General features: G+C 69.0%; 13 protein-coding genes and 1 pseudogene. 8 read left to right on the forward strand and 6 right to left on the reverse strand.

All coding sequences use genetic code 11. The features are described from left to right. Window positions 1–6: 6 nt before the first annotated feature. The 3 genes from RM25_RS00670 to RM25_RS00680 form a co-directional block, all read right to left on the reverse strand. Window positions 7–1,824: an ATP-binding cassette domain-containing protein gene (locus RM25_RS00670; RefSeq protein ID WP_044635873.1), complete on the reverse strand. Its 1,818-nt coding sequence runs from the start codon at window positions 1,822–1,824 to the stop codon at window positions 7–9. Beyond that, complete coding sequence (locus tag RM25_RS00675; RefSeq protein WP_044635874.1) at window positions 1,821–3,008, reverse strand: ABC transporter permease; 1,188 nt, start codon at window positions 3,006–3,008, stop codon at window positions 1,821–1,823. Before RM25_RS00675 ends, RM25_RS00670 begins: the two co-directional genes overlap by 4 nt. A gap of 200 nt (window positions 3,009–3,208) precedes the next feature. Then, on the reverse strand, window positions 3,209–4,198 hold the full coding sequence (locus tag RM25_RS00680) for a ketopantoate reductase family protein (protein WP_044635875.1): 990 nt from the start codon (window positions 4,196–4,198) through the stop codon (window positions 3,209–3,211). A 236-nt stretch (window positions 4,199–4,434) separates the two neighbouring features. Between RM25_RS00680 and RM25_RS00685 the strand changes: the two genes are divergently transcribed. Further along, window positions 4,435–6,168, forward strand: coding sequence for an anthranilate synthase component I family protein (locus RM25_RS00685; RefSeq protein ID WP_158487029.1), 1,734 nt, complete (start codon window positions 4,435–4,437; stop codon window positions 6,166–6,168). Continuing rightward, complete coding sequence (locus tag RM25_RS11665) at window positions 6,161–7,114, forward strand: aminotransferase class IV (RefSeq protein WP_157761606.1); 954 nt, start codon at window positions 6,161–6,163, stop codon at window positions 7,112–7,114. Before RM25_RS00685 ends, RM25_RS11665 begins: the two co-directional genes overlap by 8 nt. A gap of 293 nt (window positions 7,115–7,407) precedes the next feature. On the opposite strand, the gene RM25_RS11670 is transcribed toward RM25_RS11665, so the two are convergent. Beyond that, a complete protein-coding gene (locus RM25_RS11670) occupies window positions 7,408–8,088 on the reverse strand; it encodes a hypothetical protein (RefSeq protein ID WP_052809053.1) in 681 nt (226 codons plus the stop codon). Between the two features lie 478 nt (window positions 8,089–8,566). Here RM25_RS11670 and pheA point away from each other — a divergent pair, with 478 nt between their 5' ends. Beyond that, a complete protein-coding gene (pheA, locus tag RM25_RS13080) occupies window positions 8,567–9,553 on the forward strand; it encodes a prephenate dehydratase (protein ID WP_013160061.1) in 987 nt (328 codons plus the stop codon). Here the strand turns inward: pheA and RM25_RS00705 are convergent. Beyond that, a pseudogene (locus tag RM25_RS00705) lies at window positions 9,526–11,073 on the reverse strand (bifunctional phosphatase PAP2/diacylglycerol kinase family protein); the annotation flags it as partial. The gene pheA and the pseudogene RM25_RS00705 overlap by 28 nt on opposite strands. A 111-nt stretch (window positions 11,074–11,184) precedes the next feature. On the opposite strand from RM25_RS00705, the gene serS reads away from it, so the two are divergent. Then, window positions 11,185–12,459: a serine--tRNA ligase gene (gene serS, locus RM25_RS00710; protein ID WP_013160063.1), complete on the forward strand. Its 1,275-nt coding sequence runs from the start codon at window positions 11,185–11,187 to the stop codon at window positions 12,457–12,459. A 120-nt stretch (window positions 12,460–12,579) separates the two neighbouring features. Then, the gene (locus RM25_RS11675) at window positions 12,580–13,260 is read left to right on the forward strand and encodes a GOLPH3/VPS74 family protein (protein ID WP_013160064.1); all 681 of its coding nucleotides are present in this window, start codon (window positions 12,580–12,582) and stop codon (window positions 13,258–13,260) included. Window positions 13,261–13,399: 139 nt separating this feature from the next. Here the strand turns inward: RM25_RS11675 and RM25_RS00720 are convergent, their stop codons facing one another. Continuing rightward, window positions 13,400–16,360 (reverse strand): glucose PTS transporter subunit IIA, encoded by a 2,961-nt coding sequence (locus tag RM25_RS00720; protein ID WP_338110440.1) that lies wholly within the window; start codon window positions 16,358–16,360, stop codon window positions 13,400–13,402. 261 nt (window positions 16,361–16,621) lie between these two features. Between RM25_RS00720 and RM25_RS00725 the strand changes: the two genes are divergently transcribed. The 3 genes from RM25_RS00725 (at window position 16,622) to RM25_RS00735 (ending at window position 20,018) form a co-directional block, all read left to right on the forward strand. Continuing rightward, window positions 16,622–18,016 carry an MBL fold metallo-hydrolase RNA specificity domain-containing protein gene (locus RM25_RS00725; protein WP_044635878.1) on the forward strand — a complete coding sequence of 465 codons (1,395 nt, stop codon included), beginning with the start codon at window positions 16,622–16,624 and terminating at the stop codon, window positions 18,014–18,016. Next, the gene (locus RM25_RS00730; protein WP_196488131.1) at window positions 18,013–18,732 is read left to right on the forward strand and encodes a winged helix-turn-helix domain-containing protein; all 720 of its coding nucleotides are present in this window, start codon (window positions 18,013–18,015) and stop codon (window positions 18,730–18,732) included. Before RM25_RS00725 ends, RM25_RS00730 begins: the two co-directional genes overlap by 4 nt. A gap of 164 nt (window positions 18,733–18,896) precedes the next feature. Then, window positions 18,897–20,018 carry a sensor histidine kinase gene (locus RM25_RS00735; protein ID WP_013160069.1) on the forward strand — a complete coding sequence of 374 codons (1,122 nt, stop codon included), beginning with the start codon at window positions 18,897–18,899 and terminating at the stop codon, window positions 20,016–20,018. Window positions 20,019–20,063: the final 45 nt, after the last annotated feature.

Genomic DNA, 20,063 nt, shown 5'->3' on the forward strand with positions numbered 1-20,063 from the left:
AGCCCCTCACTTGCCGCCCGCGTCCCCACCCCGCTCGGCAAGCATCATCGTCTCCTCCAGCGTGGACGCCGCCTCGGCGATCGAGTAGCCGCCAGCCAACCCATCGAGCACGCGCGCGATCTCGTCGCGGGACGCCCCGGGCACCCGCAGCATGCGTCGGTCAAGCGCCACCGGCAGGTCCGCGTCGCGCAGCAGGGCGAACGCGCGCTGCCACTGCGGCGCGTGCACCACGAGCGACCGGCGTCCGGCGGTGATGTCGGCCACCGAACCCGACGCGCTCACGTGTCCGGCGGTCAACATCTCCAGGCGGTCACACTGCGCGGCCTCGGCCATGTAATGCGTGCTCACCAGGATGCCCACCCCACGGTCGGCGACCTCGCGCAGCTCGCGCCACAGCCGCGCACGCGACAGCGGGTCCATGCCCGACGTCGGCTCGTCAAGGATCAACAGCTCGGGGTCATGCTCGATCGCACACAGATAGGCCAACATGCGACGCGCCCCCAGCGGCAACGCGCCCACCGGGCCGCGTCCCAGGTCATGCGCATAGGCAAGGGCCCGCTCACCGAGCCGGACACCGTCCCGCGCCCCGCGCGCCGCACTGAACTCCCGACCACCGCTGCGCGCACCGAACACCCGCGCCGTGAAGCGCAGGTTCTCGGTGGCACTCAACGTCGGATACAGGCCCAGCCCCTGCGCCACATAACCCAGCCGTCGACGCACCGCGATGGACGGCACCTGCCCGAACAACAACACCCGGCCCGACGCCACCTGCTCCAGGCCCAGCACGCACCGCATGAGCGTGGTCTTGCCGGCCCCGTTGCCGCCCAACAGCCCGACGATCTCGCCGGGATGCACCGCCAGCGACACATCGTGCAGCGCCGTGAAGTCGCCGAAGGTCTTCGTCACGCGCGACGCCAACACCACCGGCGCATCCGAGGCTCGTGGATGGCCCGGCGCCGTGGCGGCATCGTCGAGGCTGTCGGCACCCAGCGTCGCCCCGCCGGCCAGCAGCAGCGCAATCGACGTGTTCTCCAGGTCGGGCACCGACGCGGCGAACCCGGCCGGTGCCTCCCGGCCCGACGGAGTCCAGGCGAACAGCTGGTCGCCGCGACGCCAACTCGTGGCCCGGGGGACATCGTCGGCCGCGCCGGTCGCACTGGCAGGCGCCTGCCACACCGTGCCGGGGCAGGACGCGATCACCTCGTCGGGGGTGCCCGACGTCACCAGACGTCCCTGATCGAGCAGGAACAACTGGTCGCAGCGTTCGGCCTCGTCCAGGTAGGTGGTGGCGAACACCACCGTCGCCCCCTCGGCGGCCGCCCCCGCGATGAGTGACCAGATCTCGCCGCGGCTCACCGGGTCGACGCCGGTGGTCGGCTCGTCGAGCAACACCACCGACGGCGAGTGGAGCGTCGCCAACACGAAGCCCAGCTTCTGACGCATCCCGCCCGACAGCTTGCCGGCTTCCCGATCACCCACCTGCGCCAATCCGGCGCGGGCCAACAGCAGCTGCGAGCGCTGGCTCGTCTGCTCGGGCGACATGGCGAAGACCCTCGCCACGAAGGCGATGTTCTGCGCCACCGACAGGTTGTTCCACACCCCGGCGTCGGCGGGCATATAGCCCAGTTGGGTGCGTGGCGTCACCGCTCCCGATTGCGCCGGCGTCGCCGCCACCCGGCCGGTCAGCACCCGCAGCAGGGTGGACTTGCCGGCCCCATCACCGCCGACAAGGGCCGTTACCTGCCCCGGCGCGAACGAGCCGGAGAAATCGTCCAGCGCCGCCCGTGCGCCGAAATGCACCGACGCGCCACGAAGGGTGATCATGCCCGCGCGCCCCCGTGCGTCAGCGAGAAGCGCATCTGCAACGTCGCGATGCCGAAGAACACCACGGCCATCGCCGCCAGGATCACGAAGGGCCACAGCAGGGAGCCGGCCGGGGCGTCGCGCAGCATGATGCCCTGCGCAATCTGGTTGAACCAGGTGAGCGGCAGGCAGTAGCCGATCCACCGCACCCCGGCTGCCATCGAGTCGAGCGGGAAGATCAGGCCCGACAGGAGCACCTGCGGCAGCACGGTCATGATCGCGAGCTGGATTGCCTGTCCGGTGGTCTGCGAGGCGGTGGAGATCAACACTCCGAAGCCCAGCACCACGAACAGGAAGATCACCGCCGCCGCGGCGAACAACAACAAGCTGCCGCGGAACGGCACCCCGAACAGCCACACGCCCACCGCGGTGATGAGCACCATGTCGAACAGCGCCAGCAGGAAATAGGGGATGATCTTGCCCAGGATGATCGAGCTCGACCGCAGCGGCACCACCGCCAGCTGCTCCAGGGTGCCGGTCTCGCGCTCGCGCACCAGGCCGATCGAGGTGATCACGGTGCCGATAAACGTGAGGATCAACCCGATCAGGCCGGGCACCATCACCCACGAGGTCTTCAGGTCAGGGTTGAACAGCACAGTCACCACGCTGCCCGGATTGGACGCGGCCTGTGCGGCGCTTCCCACCGCGGCACTGCCCTGCGCCGAACTGCCGGCGGGGGCACCGGCTGCCGCCGCGGCCTGGATCTGGGCCAGGTGCTGCTGGGTGTCCTGGGCAACCAGCGTGGTGAACGCCCGCTGCGCCGCCTGGGCGGCGAACAGGCGCGAGCCGTCGGCATAGACGTGCATGCGCTCGCTGATCGGTGCGCTGGAGGGTGTCGCGGAGGTCGACTCCTCGACGGCCTGCACCACCACGTCGGCGCGGCGTTCACGCAGCAGCTGCTCGGGGTCAGTGGCGCCCGCGGCGGTGCTGATGTCCAGGTTCTGACCGGCCACCGGATAGCGGGACAGATCGTCGGCCAGGGTGGGGGCGTCGCGGCCGATCACCGTCACCGACACCTTGCTCACCGAAAAGTTGGCCGCGTAGCCGAAGATCACGAGCAGCAACAACGGCAACAGCAACAACATGGCCAGCGTGCGCCGGTCACGGACGAGCTCCTGGAACTCCTTGACAACCAGTGCGCGCATGCGTCAACTCCTTGCTGCGATGTGGTGGGGGCCACTACTGGAATGATCCCGCATATGTGCTTGACGCATGCGCAGGAGGGCCCGGACGTGAAGGAGCCGGGAGCGTTGCGCTCCCGACTCCCTTGGTTGTGTCCGGGCCCACTGCAGCCGCGCGAGGTGTTCCGGTTGCAGTTGACCGGCGGACGGTCCGGCCTGATCGCTCAGGCGGCCTGCTCCGCCTCGACCTTCTCGGCCTCTTCCTTGTGGATGTGCCAGGCCAGCTCGGCCAGGTGCACGCCGCGGGTCAGGAATTCGTGGGTCTGTGCCGGGTAGTCATTCTCGCGACCGAGCTTGGCGATATACCCATTGATGTAGTCGACCTCGGTGGGGCGTCCCTTCGACATGTCCTGATACATCGACGGGTAATGCAGCGGGTTACCGACGCGGCTCACATAGTCAATTGACTTCAGCTCGTCCTGTCGACTTTCGATCAGGCGAATTCCGGCGCGATCGCACACGTCATAGGCCTCGTCGATCAGCTGCTTGGCCATTGCCATGGCGCCGTCGAATTCGATGAACTGGCCCATCGTGATCTCATACATGGTGCACAGCGTGTTGACCACGGAATTGAAGATCACCTTGGCCATGCAGGTGCCCATGAAGTTCTCGGTGATGATCGGGTTCAGGTTGGCGGCCTTGAAATCCTCGGCGATCTTCTTCTCGATGTCGGTGACCTTCTCGGTGTACGCACACATGTGCATCTCGCCGGCGCCAGACTTGCCGATGAAGTCCACGTCGCCGGGGCCGTTGAGCACGGTGGCGATCATCGCCGTGCCACCGTAGATGCGGTCGTCGCTGAAGTATTTCTGGATCTTCTCGAAGTGCCCATATCCATTCATGGCAGAGAAGACAACCTGCTTGTCATTGAACAGGTGTGCGCACCGCTCGAGCACCCCTTCGAGCTGCATCTGCTTCACGAAGATGATCCAGACATCAGGATTGCCCTTGTAATCCTCGGGGCTATAAAGGTTGATCGGCACGAGGTGGCGTCCCTCATGGTCGCGCGAGACATAAACCCCGCCCTGTTCGGCAACCTTCGCAAGGTTCGGCTCCCAGGTATCGACGAAGTCGACATCCACGCCAGCATTTTCCTGGAGCAGGACGCCATACCGGTATCCCATTGCGCCGGCGCCGATCACTGCATACTTCATAATCTCCCCTTGACTGAACCTCTGGGACTTGTAACCCGTCCGTTATGCACCGATGGTAGGCGTGCCTCGTGGTGCCGGGGCTTGCGTCTCAGATGCTCAAGGGGCCAAGAATTGCCGGCGGATCGGCCCTCAGATCGGGCCGCCGGGGCCACCGTGGCGCACCGTGGCATGATGTGCCCGGATTCGTGCGCGGCTCCGGCGGCCGTATCCACGACCAGAGGTGGACGACCTTGACCATGGTGCACAGCAAGCACGGCCCCCGGCTGCAACTGCATGTCCGCTCAGTGCGCCCGGCTCCTGGGACATCACCGTGGGACGTCGAGGCGCTCTTCCGGCGGCTGTCGGACGGTGCGAACGCCGCGTTCTGGCTCGACAGTGCACAGTCGGTGGGCGCGCAGTCCGCGGTTGCGCAGTCCGCGGTTGCGCAGCATGTCGGACCCCGACCGGCTGGCACGACGTCCGAGCGGGGACGCTTCTCCCTGCTCGGCACCGACGCCGGTGACTTGTCGGAGGTGCTGCGCTACTGCCGTCACGACGACGCCGGCCACACCCGCCTGCAACGCGGCCACGGTGCCGGACGGGTCAGCCAGACGCTCGACGGGGACATCCTCGACGTGTTGGCCGAACGGCTTGCGGCGCGGCCCATCGGTGAGGTCCCCGAGGGCATCCCCTTCGCCGGCGGCTACATCGGATACCTCGGCTATGAGGCCAAGGCGCTGGTGTTCCCCGACGATCCCACCCGCCATTCCCCGACCCCCGAGGGCTATTGGCTGCGTCCCCAGGCGTCCATCGTGATCGATCACGCCATCAACGTGGCACACCTGCTCGTGCTCACCGCCGAGGGCGACGACGACGCGGCAGCGCGCTGGTTCGGGCGTCTGGAGGACGTCCTCAGCCGTGCCGGGACGACGCCATCGAGCCCCGTGCCATCACGCGCTGCGCCGACCCCCACCGCGCCCACCGCCACGCCTCCCCGCGTGGCCGGATCATGGCGCCTTACCCGCGCTGACTACGAGGAACACGTGCGCCGCGCCCAGGACTTCTTGCGCGCGGGCGACTCCTACGAGGTCTGCCTCACCGACACCTTCGAGGGGCCCTATCCGGCCGGCATCGATGCCCTGGACCTCTACGGCGTCCTGCGCCGCATCAACCCGGCGCCCTACGCCGCCTACCTGCGCTTCGACACCTTCGGCGACCACCTCGAGGTGTTGTCCGCCTCACCCGAACAGTTCCTCAAGGTGCGCGACGACGGCCTGGTGTCGTCCAAGCCCATCAAGGGCACCGCCCCCAGGTCAGCCGACCCGGCCGAGGATCAGCGCCTCGCCGCCGAATTGGCCACCGACCCGAAGTCGCGGGCCGAGAACCTCATGATCGCCGACCTGCTGCGCAACGACCTGGGGCGGGTGTGCGTCACCGGCTCGATCCGCGTGCCGGCCCTCATGCAGGTGGAGAGCTACGCCACCGTGCACCAGCTCGTCACCACCGTGCAGGGCATGCTGCGCGACGACGTCGACCTGGTGGGGCTGCTGCGCGCCACCTTCCCCGGCGGCTCGATGACCGGCGCCCCCAAGCAACGCACCCTGCAGATCATCGACGCGCTCGAACCCGGCCCCCGCGGCATCTACTCCGGCGCGCTCGGCTACCTGGGTTACGGACGCCGCGCCGAGCTGTCGATCGTGATCCGCACCATCGTGCGCAACCATGACCGTCTGAGCATTGGTGCCGGCGGGGCGATCGTGTTGGACTCGCAGGCACCTGCCGAGTTCGACGAGAAGGAGCTCAAGGCCGCCGCCCTGCTGAGCGCCCTGCGCCGTGCGGGCACCCCGGCCGGACGCCCAGCGCCGTACGGTGGATCCAGCACCCACGACGCGAACAGTGCGCCGGGCGCGGGGCATGATGACACCGGCGTCCACCGCGCGGCACGCGACGCCCATGCCGCAGACCATCAAGGAGGCGAGCCCGATGACTGAGTCCCAGCCCGCCGATGACGCGTCCGACGGCCCCCTGACGCCGGGTGGAGCGGAACTATCGGGCGTAGTCAGGCGGCCTTTCACCCCGCGAGCGCTGGTGTGGAACGGCGAGGCCTTCGTCGACGACGTGCGCGCCATCGAGCCGGCCCTCGACATCCTGGCAGCCGATTCCTGGCGCAGCAGCCACGGCGCCGCCGCCCATTTCGACCTGCACTGCCTGCGCTTCGAGGCGGGCGTGGCGCGCTGGGCGCTCGACGCCGGGTTGCCCATCCCCAGCGCCCGCGAATGGGCGTCGATGCGGCGCGCCATGATCGCCGCAATCCTGACGGCCCACCATGACACCCACCGCGACGCCGGCCTCGAAACGGGACAGGACCTGTTCCCGCGCATCGGCTGGGAGATGATCGGCGGCCACGCCGGGCCCGTCTTCGTGCTGCGCATCCGCGCCTGCCCGCCGATGCGCGACGACACCACCCTGCTGTGGACCGGCCTGACCGACCCGCGCCTGCACCCCACCGTCAAGGGCCCCGACATCGAGCGCCTCGGCAAGCTGCGGGGCGTCGCGGCCTCACGCGGCTGCGACGACGCGATCCTGGCCGACCCGAACCGCACCGTGCTGGAGGCGTCCACCGGCTCGCTCGTGTGGTGGTACGAGGGCAAGATCGTGCTCCCGGCCCACCGTGAACGCGTGCTACCGGGGGTTACCGAGACGATGGTGGCGCGTCGGGCCGCGTCGCTGGGCATGCAGGTGGTGCGCGCCAACGCCCGCACCGACGACTGGGGCTCGGGGCAGGGCGTGTGGTTCCTCAATTCGGTGCAGGGCATCTCGCCGGTCACCCGCGTGGTGATCGGCAGCCGCGCGATGCACCTGGCCCCGTTCGTGGCGACCGCCGAATGGCGTCATTGGTGGGGTAGCCAGTTCCGGCCCTATTCCCCGTCGCTGTAGGTGGCCGACGCGGGGCATCCCGCATAAGGGGTCGACAAATGCACCGTCCATGGTGCTTTTCCCGACCCCTTATGTGTTGCTGGGTGTGTTGCTGGTGGGGGTTCCGTGTGGACACCCGTCGGTGCCGGCTTCGCCTGGGTGGTGACCGGCTTTTCCCCCTAGGTGGGCAGTTGTGCGGGAATGACGCCGCACAGGTGTCCACTTAGTGGAGCTTGCGCGGGTTGCGGGGGCACACAACCGGAAATCGACACGGCGCGTCGACCCGATGACGGATCGCCGGTCGACCGACGGAACTACTTGTCGTCGCGTCCCCACTTGAAACCGGTGGTGATGAAGGCCACGAGGAGCACGCCCACCCAAGCCATGGCCATGCCGACCAACCCGTAATCGGACGCGATGGCGGTGAGCGGGATGGCGATGCCCAGCGAGATCGAGAGGGCGGCGGTGCGGCCGCTGCGACGCTTGTCCTCCTGCTTCGCCTTCCGCTTCTCGATCTCGGCGTTCTGCTGGTGCTGCGCGCCCAGCTGGGAGTCGACGCGCGCCAGGAACGAATCGATCACGGCGTCGGAGTACTGGGGCCCCATCTCGCCGAAGGCCTCCAGGCTCGCCCGGGCATCGTTACGCGCCTCGTCGGAGTAGCGCGGTGGCTGTTGCGGCCGGCCCTGGGGCTGCTGGGGCATGGGCGCCTGCGGACGTTGCTGCGGCATCGGGGCCTGCGGATGCTGGGGAGGCATCGGCTGGCGGGCCTGCAACGGCGGCGGGGCCTGGTATTGCCCCTGGCCGGGCCGCGCACCCGGGTACTGCCCCTGATCGGGCGCCGCACCCTGCCTGCCGTACTGCCCCTGGCCGGGATGTCCGCCCGGGCGGGGCTGATAGCCCCTGATGGGCGCCCAGCCACCCGGTGCCGTCGGATCGCGCACCCAGCCCTCGGGATCGTTCTGACCGGACGAATCGGGCGGCATGGGCTGGGACATGGCTCAATTCAACCCTCGAAAGCCACCGCGTGCCATCCGTGCCCAGAAAACACCGGGTCGGGTCGGGGCAAGGCCCTGCGTCACCGATAGCGCCAGTTGCGCCCGCGACGCGCAATCCGGCCCTATGCCGCCTAGTGTTCGTATCAGCCGGACGGGCCCCCGAGACCACCCACCCCGTCCGGTGCGACGCCCTGATCTGACGCGCTGACGTGGACGCAATGATGTGACGCGACGACGTGACGACAGGACCAGTTCCATCGCCCCTGCAGTATTCAACGTGCCCCACCAGCGCGGCAGACGCAGGGGCGATCGGCGGCACTGGGGGCTACCCCACCCCGGCCCCCAGTGCCCAACCGAAGCTGTGCCCAACCGAAGCTGCCCGGCTGAAGCTGTGCAATCGAACCCCGCGCCGCGCCCCACCCCCCGCCGTCACCCCTCGGCTTTCCGCGCCTTGCCAGGTGACCGTAGGCTCGTGCCCATGCTCGGATATTTCGGCCCGGAGGGCACCTTCACGCATCAGGCCCTGCTCAGCGTGAGCGAGGACGAGGCGACGCCCTTCAGCACCGTGGCCGCCGCACTCGATGCGGTGCGCGCCGAGGAGATCGACGCCGCCATGGTGCCCATCGAGAACTCGGTGGAGGGCTCGGTCTCGGCAACCATCGACAACCTGGGCAGCCTCGACGCGCCGCGCCTGCAGATCATGCAGGAGGTGCTCGTGGAGGTCACCTTCGACCTGTGCGCCCGCCCCGGCACCACCCTCGACCAGGTGCACCGCATCATCACCCATCCGCACGCGGCCGCGCAGGTGCGTGACTGGCTGAGCCTGCACCTGCCCGAAGCCGAGGTGATCGAACGCGGCTCCACGGCAGCTGCCGCCCAGGCGGTCTCCGACCCCGATTCGGGTTTCGACGCAGCCGTCTGCGCCCCCATCGCCGGACGCCTCTACGGGCTCGTGCCGCTGGCCACCGACATCGCCGACAACGACGCCGCCGTCACCCGCTTCGTGCTGGTGGGACGCCCCGGCCGCCCGGCACTGGCCACCGGCGCCGACAAGACCACGCTGGTGGCCTATATGCGCCATGACGAGCCCGGCGCGCTGCTCAGCATCCTGCAGCAGTTCGCGGTGCGCGGGGTGAACCTGTGCCGCATCGAGTCGCGTCCCACCAAGACCACCCTGGGCAACTACTGCTTCAACATGGACGCCGAGGGACACCTCGACGACTTCCGCGTCGCGGCCGCCCTGATGGGCCTCAAGCGGGTCTGCAAGGACGTGATCTTCCTGGGCAGCTATGCCCGCGCCGACCAGCAGCTGCCCAATGTCCCGGTGGGCGCCAAGGACTCCGACTACCGCGCCGCCGGCGCCTGGCTGGAGGGCCTGGGCGGCAACATGATCATCAACGCGCCCGGATCCACCTCCGCCTCGAACAGCGACCCCGACCCCACCAGGTCGCCGTCCAACTCGTAGGGCATCGGCTCGTCCACCTCGACGCTCATCGCGACGCCCGCGTACTGCTCCAGCGTCGGGTCGGCACCCATCCGGGTGAGCACCTGCGCGGTCGCACGCGCCCACGCCGACAGGCCCACCGGGGAACCCACCACCATCTCCATGCGCCCGTCGGTGGGGTCGGCGTCGGGCATGAGCTCCACCCCGCCACCGATCGAGGGCACATTGCCCATCACGGTGAGCACCGCATTGCGCCTGGTCTGCTTCGAGCCGTCCACGCTGATCTCCACCCGGTGCGGCTTGGTGAACAGCTCGGGCATCGCCGAGAACACATAGGCAGCCGCACCCAGCGCCTTCTTCAGCGACTCATTGGTGCGCTGCATCAGGCGCGCGTCGAAGCCGATGCCGGCCATCACCGCAAAGTAAAGGGGCTTGTCAGCCTGCGCATCGACGACCATCCGCACCAGGTCGAGCGGCGTCGGCTCGCCACCCACGGCCACCGAGATGGCATCCTCCATGTCAATCGGGATGCCCACGTTCTTGGCCAGCAGGTTGGCGGTGCCCGAGGGCACGATGCCCATCGGAATGCCGCTGCCTGCCAGCGCGCCCGACACCTCGCGCACGGTGCCGTCGCCGCCGGCGGCCACCACCAGGTCGGCCCCCCGGGCGATCGCCTCCCGCGCCTGTGCCGCGCCGGGTTGGGCGATGGTGGTGGGCAGCCACAACGGGATCTCCCAGTGCGCCCCGGCCAGCTCGCTGACCAGCTGGCGGCGGAACACCATCTCGTCGCGCATCTTGGCCGGGTTGTAGATCACCGCGCACAGGCCGCCGCGGGGACGCACCGCGTTGGCCGGATGCCGCGGGACGATCAGCGGCAGCATGCGCACCCGGGCGAACAGCATGACGGCGCTCACCACGGCCGCACCCAGCAGGACGCCCGCGATGATGTCGGTGAAGTGGTGGGCGTTCATCAGCCAGCGGTCGAAGCCCATCGCCACCACGAAGGCGAAGCCGACCAGGCGCCACAGCACCACGGCCCAGCGCGGCTGGCGCGTCGTGGTGGTGACGCCCACGACCACGGCGGCGGTGGCGGTGGCCATCGCCATGTGCAGGCTCGGATACGACGACCCCTGGTAGGTGATCGCATCGGCCATCGGCGAGGGCGGCCGGGCCCGGTTCACCGACGCCTTGATGGCCTGGCAGATCAGCATCGTCAGCGCGCCCGACACCAGCGAGGTGACCGCCAGGTGACGCAGGCGACGTCGCCACGCCCAGATGGCGATCACCACGAGCAGCAGGCACATCACCGCCGGATGCGCCACGATCGCGAATGCGGACGCCACCTGGGCCACCGGGGAGTCACGCACCAGGCGCGGCACATTGCTCGAGGCGTCCAGCCCCGCGAACACCTGGGTGCGCAGCGTCAGGCGCGTCCAGGCCAGGAAGCAGGCGGTGAAGACCGCAGTCGCCCACGCAGTGAAGCGGCTGAACGGTCGGGTGGTCACATCGCGATTCTCCCAGAGCATGCAACCCGGGCACATCCGGCACCGGCAGCTCGTGGCGGCCCGGGCACGTCCACGCGCCCCACCGGATCGCGGTACGCGCGCAGACGGGGGCGCTGGCCGGGCGCTGCGAACGCTAACCTTGAGCCCATGATCGACCCGAAATTGTTGCGCACCGATCCTGACCGCGTCCGCCGTTCCCAGCGGGCCCGGGGCGAGTCCGTCGAGCTTGTTGACCAGGCCCTGGCGGCAGACGAGGCGCGCCGCTCGTCGATCAGCGCCTTCGAGCAGGCCCGCGCCGAGCAGAAGTCGCTGGGCGCGTTGATCGCCAAGGCCTCCGGCGACGAGCGCAATGCGCTGCTGTCGCGCACCAAGGAGCTGGCCGCGAAGGTGCGCGAGCTGGACGCGTCGGCCCACGAGGCCGATGAGCACTACACCGAGGTGGTCAAGCAGTTCGGCAACATCGTCTTCGAGGACGTGCCGGAGGGCGGCGAGGACGACCTGTTCGTCATCGACACCGAGGGCACGCCGCGCGACTTCGCCGGCGAGGGCATCACGATCCGCGACCACCTCGAGCTCGGCGAGATGCTCGACGCCATCGACATGGAGCGCGGCGCCAAGGTGTCGGGCAGCCGCTTCTACTACCTCAAGGGCCCGGGCGCGATGCTCGAGTTCGCCCTGATCCAGTTCGCGCTGCACAAGGCGCTGGAATGGGGCCTCACCCCGATGATCCCGCCGGCGCTGGTGAACCCGGCCGCCATGGAGGGCACCGGATTCCTCGGCCAGGCCGCCGACGACGTCTACTACCTCGAACGCGACAACCAATACCTGGTCGGCACCGCCGAGGTGCCGCTGGCCGCCTACCACTCCGACGAGATCCTCGATTCCAAGGAACTGCCGCTGCGCTACGCCGGATTCAGCCCGGCCTATCGTCGCGAGGCCGGCAGCTACGGCAAGGACACCCGCGGCATCTTCCGGGTGCACTGGTTCGACAAGTTCGAGATGTTCACCTACTGCCGTCCCGAGGACGCGGTGGCCGAGCACGAGCGGCTGCTGGCCCACGAGAAGGAGTTCATCAGCGCACTCGGCATCCCGTTCGAGGTGCTCGACGTCGCCTCCGGCGACCTGGGGCTGTCGGCCGCGCGCAAGTACGACTGCTACGGCTGGGTGCCCTCGCAGGACAAGTACCGCGAGATCACGTCCACCTCGAACTGCACCGAGTTCCAGGCGCGCCGGCTCAACATCCGCATGCGCGATGGCAAGCAGGTGACGCCCCTGGCGACGCTCAACGGCACGCTGTGCGCGATGACCCGCATGATCGTGATGATCCTCGAGAACTACCAGCAGGTTGATGGTTCCGTGGTGATCCCCGAGGTGCTACGTCCCTACCTGGGTGGACGCGAGGTCTTCACGCCCAAGGGCTGAGGCCCTGCGGCCCGGCCGCTTCCCTGCTGCGCGATACTGGGTGACAACACCGTTCCCGGGTGCCTGTCGCGCACAGGGCACGTCCCGTACCGAGAATGTCCCGCAAAGAGGGGGGTCGTCATGGAACACACGGTCGATCTGGCCGGCGAGTACCTGCTGTTGGTGCTCGACGACCACAAGGGTGGCTTCCGCCAGGACCTGACCACCATCGATTACACGGTTGCGGCCGCCGAGCTGGTCGACCTGGTGGGCATGGGCGCCCTCGAGTTCACCGGCACCGGCGAGAACCGCACCTTCGTGCCCGGTGAGAAGGCGCCGCAGGACCCCCTGCTGGCCGAGCTTGCCGAGCTGGCAGCCGGACGCAGCTACGACGAGGCCATCACCGCGCTGAGCGGTGGCGTCTCGGTGGGCGACGACAAGCCCCGCTCACTGCGCAGCCTGGAGTTGGAACGGCTGGTGAACGCCGGCATCCTGCGGGCCCAGCACGGCAAGCTGCTCGGGCTCATCCCGCGCACCCGCTATCCGCAGGCCGATCCCACCGTGGAACTGGAACTGCGCGCCCGGCTCAGCGGCGCACTCGTCGGTACCACCGACCTTGATGACCGCTCCCGCGCCCTCATCGCGCTGCTCTATGCCGCCCACGCGCTGGGCAAGGCCTTCCCCGACCTCGACCAGAAGCGCATCTGGCGTCGCGGCAAGGAAATCGCCAACGAGTCCTGGGAGGACGACGGCCTGGCGCTGGCGCTGGCGCAGTACGCCACCTACATGGCCACCCTGTCCGCCGCCTCTCTGGGGCGCTGAGCCGCAGCGGAGCCGGTCACCCGGTCAGGCGCGCAGGTCGTCCGTCAGGGCCTCGACAGAATCGAAGGACTCCCCGATGTGGTGCTCCGCTTCGTAGCGGGCATGCGCGTGTCGAGTGAACTCACGGCCTCGGTCGAACTCATTGCTTCGCCGTCACGGTGATGATCCCCTCACCCGGCGTGACCGCGCCCTGCGCAGCTTGGGTGACCGAGGCGAACTTGCGGGGGTTGGTGACCAGCACGGGCGTGATCATGGAGTAGCCGGCTGATTCGATCACCTTGCGGTCGAAGCGGACGAGGACGTCGCCGGTGGTGACGCGGTCGCCGCGGGCGACGTGGACGTCGAAGCCGGTGCCGCCCAGGTTGACGGTGTCGATGCCCACGTGGATGAGCAGTTCGATGCCGTTGTCGAGCTTGATGCCGAAGGCGTGTCCGGTGTCCTGGGCGACGATGATCTTGCCGTCGCCCGGTGAGGTGATCGTGTCCCCGGTGGGATCGATACCCACACCCAATCCGACGATGCCCTTGCTGAACACCGGATCGGGCACATCCGACAACGCCACCACGCGACCCGCCACCGGCGAGCCGATCTCGGTGACCGCCCCGGCGACCAGCGCCGAACCCGGCGCGGCGCCCGACGCAGCAGCACTGCCGGATGAATCTGCAGCCCCCGCGGTGGTGGCAGCCCGTCGCGCCCCATCCGCTGTGCCAGTGCCCTGCGGACTGGCCTGCGCATCCCCGTGCGCGGAAACCCCGTGTGCGGAAACCCCCGGGACGGTGCTTCCGGGAGCGGGGGACCCGCCCACTGATGCCCCGCCCACTGATGACCCGGGCGCCTCGGTGGACGCGCTCGCCCCGGCCTTGCTGTCGCCGGCGGCAACCGCCTGCGCGGCGCTGCGATGGGCCGGTGCCGGCGGCGTGCCGGGCGCTGCGGCGGCTCCGTCCTTCGGGGGCTTGGCCGTCACGGTGATGATCGTGTCGCCGGGGGCCACCAGCGCCGACGACAGCGTCGCCGGGGCCTGGGTGACCGAGGCGAACTTGCGCGGGTTGGTGACCAGCACGGGCGTGATCATGGAGTAGCCGGCTGATTCGATCACCTTGCGGTCGAAGCGGACGAGGACGTCGCCGGTGGTGACGCGGTCGCCGCGGGCGACGTGGACGTCGAAGCCGGTGCCGCCCAGGTTGACGGTGTCGATGCCCACGTGGATGAGCAGTTCGATGCCGTTGTCGAGCTTGATGCCGAAGGCGTGTCCGGTGTCCTGGGCGACGATGATCTTGCCGTCGCCCGGTGAGGTGATCGTGTCCCCGGTGGGATCGATGCCCACACCCAGGCCCACCGTGCCCTTCGCGAAGACGGGATCGGGGACCTTGTCCAACGGCACCACATAGCCGGCCACCGGCGAGGCGATCTGCGTGACCGCATTGGGGGCCAGGGCGGTGCGGGCCGGGGCCACGGCCGTCGCGACCTGCGCGGCCCGTTCGGCTGCCACCGTCGTGGTGGCCGCCCGCTGCTCGGCCTGGTCGGCCCGGGCCTCGGCGTCGTCGGCGCGCAGCTCGGCCTTGTGGGCCTCGGCGCTCGCCTTCCGGGCCTCCTCGGCGGCCTGGTCGGCGTCCTCGGTGGCGCGCACCTTGGCAGCCTCGGCGCGCTCGTCGGCCGTGCGGTAGTCGAAGAAGACCACCAGCAACATCGAGCTGAAGAACGCCACCGCGATCGAGATGGCATACAGCGGGATGTTGCTGAACGCCGGAATCGTCAACAGCGAGGTGAACACGAAGGCGTTCGTGGTGAGGCCTCCGCCGATGCCCTGCACCAGGCCACCCAGGAAGCAGCCCACCAGGATGCGTGGATAGATCCGCTTGAACCGCAGGTGGATGCCGTACAGGCTCGGCTCGGAGATGCCACCCAACAACCCGGCCGCCAGGGCGCCGGTGGCGGTCTGGCGCATCGTCACGTCACGGTCGCGCACCAACAGGAACAGCACGCCGGCGGTGGCGCCGAAGCAGGCGAAGTTCCAGGCACCCATCGGGCCCTGGATGAAGTCGAAGCCCAGCGTCTGGATGTTGAGCAGCATGATGGCGTTCAACGGCCAGTGCAGGCCCAGCGGCACCATGAACGGGTACAGCATCGGGATGAGGATCGCGAAGATGAACGGCGAGAAGTCATTGACCGCCTTGAGCCCATTGGCCAGCCCGGCGCCCGCATAGACGCCCAGCGGCCCGATGAGGAAGGCGGTGAGCGGAATCATGATGAGCATCGACAGGAAGGGCACGAAGATCAGCTGCACATTGGGCGAGATGATCTTCTTGAGCAGCTTGTACAAGGGCCCCAGCACCGCCGCCATCAACAGGGGTGGGAACACCTGCGAGCCGTAGTCGAAGATCGTCAGCGGCAGGTGGCCGCCGAACAGCCGCACCACGTTGATCTCGGAACCGGCGAAGGTGAGGTGGGTGGCGTACTGGCCCAGCGAGGTGAACCCGGGCAGCATCACCACGGCCATCACCGCAAACCCGATCCACGGGTCGGCGCCGAGCTTCTTGGACGCGTTGTAGGCCACCATCAGCGGCAGGAAGTAGAACACGCAGCGCCAGCACAGGTTGATGAACTGCCAGGTGGGCGACAGCTCGGTGCGCGGATCGGCCCAGTTGCCGATCACGCCCAGGGTGCCCATCAGCGCCATGAAGGTGATGATCAGCGACGCGCCCAGCAGCGAGCCCAGGATCGGCCGGAAGGAATCACCCAGGAAGTCGAAGAAGCTGTCCAGCCAGGTGAACCTGCCGCGCGGGCCCTTCTCCTTGGCAGCGCTCTTGACGTCGGCATTGCTGCCGGACTTCTGTGTGCCGGTCGCCGAGCCGCCCTCCTTCATCTCGGGCAGCGCCATGATGTCGTTGTAGACGCTCTCGACCGCCCCGCCGATCACCACCTGGTAGCGGTTGCCGCTCTGCGAGACCGCACCCATCACGCCGGGGATCGACTCCACCTGCTTCTCGTCGATGCCCGAGTTGTCATGCAACTGGAAACGCAGGCGGGTGGCGCAATGGGTCAGGTTCTCGACGTTGTCGGCGCCCCCGATGCTGGCAAGGATCTCTGCTGGGGCGTTGATATCTGAGGTCATGTCGAATCCCCGTTCTGGCAAGGACGTGTCAGCGGTGTGTCGCTGAGCAATCGCGCGCTGTTCATATCGTAAGGAAGCCGCGGCTGAATTGTTGCCACCGGGAAAGACCGGTCGGCGCCCCGATGCCGTGACGCGCCAGTGTAACGGCAGCCCGCCCCCGGCTGCGGTGATGCGCTCCGCTTGGTCCGGCGGCTCGCCGAATTATGTACAAGGCGGACACGGCGGGGCGGTGCGCGACAGAGTAGGGATATGAGCAAACCAGTGGCCACCCTCACCTTCCTCGGCGCGGCGCGCACCGTGACCGGCTCAAAGTTCCTGCTCGACCTCAATGAGCGCCGGCTCATGGTTGACGCCGGCATGTTCCAGGGTGCCCGGGAATGGCGTCGTCGCAATTGGGACGACTTCCCGGTGGACCCGGCGACGATCACCGACCTGCTCATCACCCATGCCCACATGGACCACAGTGGCTACATTCCCGCCCTGGTCAAGCACGGCTTCCACGGACGCATCCACTGCACGCCCCAGACCCGCGAACTCACCGCCATCGTGCTGCGCGACTCGGCGAACCTGCAGGTGAACGAGGCCCGCGACGCCGCACGGGGCGGCTATTCCAAGCACAATCCGCCACTGCCGCTCTACGACGAGGCCGACGTCGAGCGCTCCCTGCCGCTGTTCCACGACGTCGCCTTCGACCGCGACCTCGACCTGGGCGGCGGGGTGCATGCGCGCTTCACCCGCGCCGGGCACATCCTCGGATCGGCGAGCATCCGGGTCTGGCTGGCCGACGACCCGCAGATCTCGGTGCTGTTCTCCGGCGACCTGGGACGCGACCAGCATCCGGTGCTGCGCCGCCGCGAGGAACCCGAGGGCGCCACCTCGGTGCTCATCGAATCGACCTACGGCAACCGGGAACATCCCACCGGCGACGAGGAGGACCATGAGCCCCTGGCCGGACTGATCCGGCGCACCATCGCCCGGGGCGGCTCGGTGCTCATCCCGGCCTTCGCCGTGGACCGCACCGAGATCGTCATCAAGGTGCTGGGCGAGATGCAGCATGCCGGACGCATCCCCCCGGTGCCCATCTTCATCAACTCGCCGATGGGCTCGGCGGCACTTGACGTCTACCAGGGCACCGGGGCCCACGCCGAGCTGCGCGCCGACATCGACATCTCGGCCCTGCTCAACCTGCCGACGCTGCGCGATGTGCGCACCAAGGAGGAGTCGGTGGCGCTCAACCGGCCGGCGCAGCCGTGCATCATCATCAGCGCCTCGGGCATGGCCACCGGCGGACGCGTCGTGCACCACCTGCGCCATATGCTGCCCGATCCGCGCAATGCGGTGGTCTTCACCGGCTACCAGGCCCTCGGCACCCGTGGAAGATCTCTCGTGGAGGGCGCCAAGCAGATCAAGATGTATGGCCGATATGTGCCGGTGAAGGCAGAAGTGTTGCTGGACACCGCCTTCAGCGTGCATGCCGACGCCCCCGAACTGCTCGAGTGGCTGGCCGCATTGAGCCCGGCCCCGCAGGTGGTCTACTGCGTGCACGGTGAGCCGAAGTCCGCCGAACACCTGGCCGACACCATCAGCGAGGAGCTCGGCCTGATGGCCGTGGTGCCCCGCTACGGCGAGGTGGTGCGGTTGTGAGCGCCGTGCAGGACGCCCCCGGCGACGCGCCGTGCATCCTGATCGTCGAGGACGAACACTCGCTGGCCACCGTGATGGCCGGCTATTTCACCCGCAACGGGTACCGCGCCGAGGTGGTCGGTGACGGACTCGAGGCGGTGGCGGCAGCCCGTCGCCTCGACCCCTCGGTGGTGATCCTCGACCTGGGCCTGCCGAGCCTGGACGGTGTGGAGGTGGCGTGTCGCATCCGCACCTTCTCTGATTGCTACATCCTCATGCTCACCGCCCGCGCCGACGAGGTGGATGAGCTCATCGGCCTGTCGGTGGGTGCCGACGACTACCTCACCAAGCCGTTCAGCCCGCGGCTGCTGATCGCCCGGGTGCAGGCGATGCAACGCCGCCCCCGCAGCGCCATCACCCCGCCCGACGAGCAGCCCCTGCGCATAGGGGAGCTGACGATCGACCCGGCGGCCCGCGAGGTGCAGCTGGGCACCCGCGAGATCGCCCTCACCCGCACCGAGTTCGACCTGTTGGCGCACCTGGCGCGCAATCCACGCCGCGCCATCAGCCGCGATGAGTTGATCGAGGCCGTCTGGGGCGTCGGCTGGTCGGGGGACGACCAGCTGGTGGACACCCACATCGGCCACCTGCGCAAGAAGCTGGGCGATTCGGCGGCCAACGCCCGGTTCATCGAGACCGTGCGCGGCGTCGGCTATCGGATGGGACAGGGCCGGTGAGCGAGCCCCGGACCCCCGATCGGCCGGCGGACACGCACCCGGCAACCCCGTCCGCACCCGACGTGCCGAGGGACGCCGCACTCGGGGACGGAAGGGACGCCGCGGGCACCGGGGACCGCAGGGACAGCAGGGACAGTGGGGCTGGCGTCCGGCGCTGGTGGCATGTGCTCACCCGCCGATCGATCGCGCGTCGGTTCCTCACCGGTGCCGCCGTGGTGGTGGGCGTGGCGGTGGTGACCATCTTCGTGGTGGACGCCCTGGTGAGCCCGGCGATCTTCCATGCGCACCTCATGCAGGCCGACCTGTCGAACCCCGAGACCGTGCTGCGTCACGTGGAGGAGGGCATGCGCTCGTCCAACATGATCGCCCTGGCGGTGGCGATCCTCATCGCCGTGCTGGCCGCGCTGCTCGTCTCGCTCTACCTGGCCACCCGGGTCTCGGCGTCGCTGGCACCCCTGGCCGCCGCCGCCCGCCAGGTGGCCGCCGGCGACTACACCGCACGGGTGGACGCCGGCCCCCTGGGCGCGGAGTTCGACGAGCTCACCGAGGCGGTCAATGCCATGTCGCAGCGGCTGGCCAGCGTCGAACAGTCACGCACCCGGTTGTTCAGCGACCTGGCCCACGAGATGCGCACCCCGATCGCGGTGGTGCAGGCTCAGCTGGAGGGCATCGAGGACGGTGTGGTCGGGGTGGAGGACTCCATCCCGGTGCTGCGCGCCCAGGCCGAGCGCCTCACCCGGCTGTCGAGCGACATCGGGCTGTTGTCGCAGGCCCAGGAACATGCGCTGCGCTACGAGTTCGCCCCCGGTGAGGTGGCGTCGGTGGTGCGGGGTTGCGTCGACGACATGGCGCTGCGCTACCGCGAGGCAGGCGTGCAGCTCACCCTGGACGTGGCCACCCATGCCCGCGCGCAGCTGGACACCGCCCGCTTCGCGCAGGTGATCACGAACCTGCTGGCCAATGCGCTCAATGCCACCGTGTCCGCCGGCCGCGGGCGTACTGGTGACCGGGGCGGCCATGTGCACGTGGGCGTGCGCCGCCACGGCAACGAGGTGGCGGTGCAGGTGCGCGACGATGGCGTGGGGATCTCACCCGAGGAGCTGCCGCATGTCTTTGACCGCTTCGCGCGGGTGGGGCCCGCCCGCGACCGCAGCAGCGGAGGCTTCGGCATCGGGTTGACGGTGGCCCGTGCCATCATGTCGGCCCATCACGGACGCATCAGTGCCGACAGCCCCGGACCGGGACGCGGCGCGACGTTCACCGTGACGGTGCCGGTGCTGCACTGATCGGGCCGGGCGTGCCCCCGAGTGCCGGGCGAATCCCCAGCCGGC

Origin of the sequence: Propionibacterium freudenreichii subsp. freudenreichii, from assembly GCF_000940845.1 — a bacterium.
Lineage (GTDB): Bacteria > Actinomycetota > Actinomycetes > Propionibacteriales > Propionibacteriaceae > Propionibacterium > Propionibacterium freudenreichii.

What these genes read in the sequence shown, in the direction of transcription:
- RM25_RS00670 (WP_044635873.1), bottom strand. Translation starts at nt 1,824, where the DNA reads ATGATCACCCTTCGTGGCGCGTCGGTGCATTTCGGCGCACGGGCGGCG.
- RM25_RS00675 (WP_044635874.1), bottom strand. Translation starts at nt 3,008, where the DNA reads ATGCGCGCACTGGTTGTCAAGGAGTTCCAGGAGCTCGTCCGTGACCGG.
- RM25_RS00680 (WP_044635875.1), bottom strand. Translation starts at nt 4,198, where the DNA reads ATGAAGTATGCAGTGATCGGCGCCGGCGCAATGGGATACCGGTATGGC.
- RM25_RS00685 (WP_158487029.1), top strand. Translation starts at nt 4,435, where the DNA reads ATGGTGCACAGCAAGCACGGCCCCCGGCTGCAACTGCATGTCCGCTCA.
- RM25_RS11665 (WP_157761606.1), top strand. Translation starts at nt 6,161, where the DNA reads ATGACTGAGTCCCAGCCCGCCGATGACGCGTCCGACGGCCCCCTGACG.
- RM25_RS11670 (WP_052809053.1), bottom strand. Translation starts at nt 8,088, where the DNA reads ATGTCCCAGCCCATGCCGCCCGATTCGTCCGGTCAGAACGATCCCGAG.
- pheA (WP_013160061.1), top strand. Translation starts at nt 8,567, where the DNA reads ATGCTCGGATATTTCGGCCCGGAGGGCACCTTCACGCATCAGGCCCTG.
- serS (WP_013160063.1), top strand. Translation starts at nt 11,185, where the DNA reads ATGATCGACCCGAAATTGTTGCGCACCGATCCTGACCGCGTCCGCCGT.
- RM25_RS11675 (WP_013160064.1), top strand. Translation starts at nt 12,580, where the DNA reads ATGGAACACACGGTCGATCTGGCCGGCGAGTACCTGCTGTTGGTGCTC.
- RM25_RS00725 (WP_044635878.1), top strand. Translation starts at nt 16,622, where the DNA reads ATGAGCAAACCAGTGGCCACCCTCACCTTCCTCGGCGCGGCGCGCACC.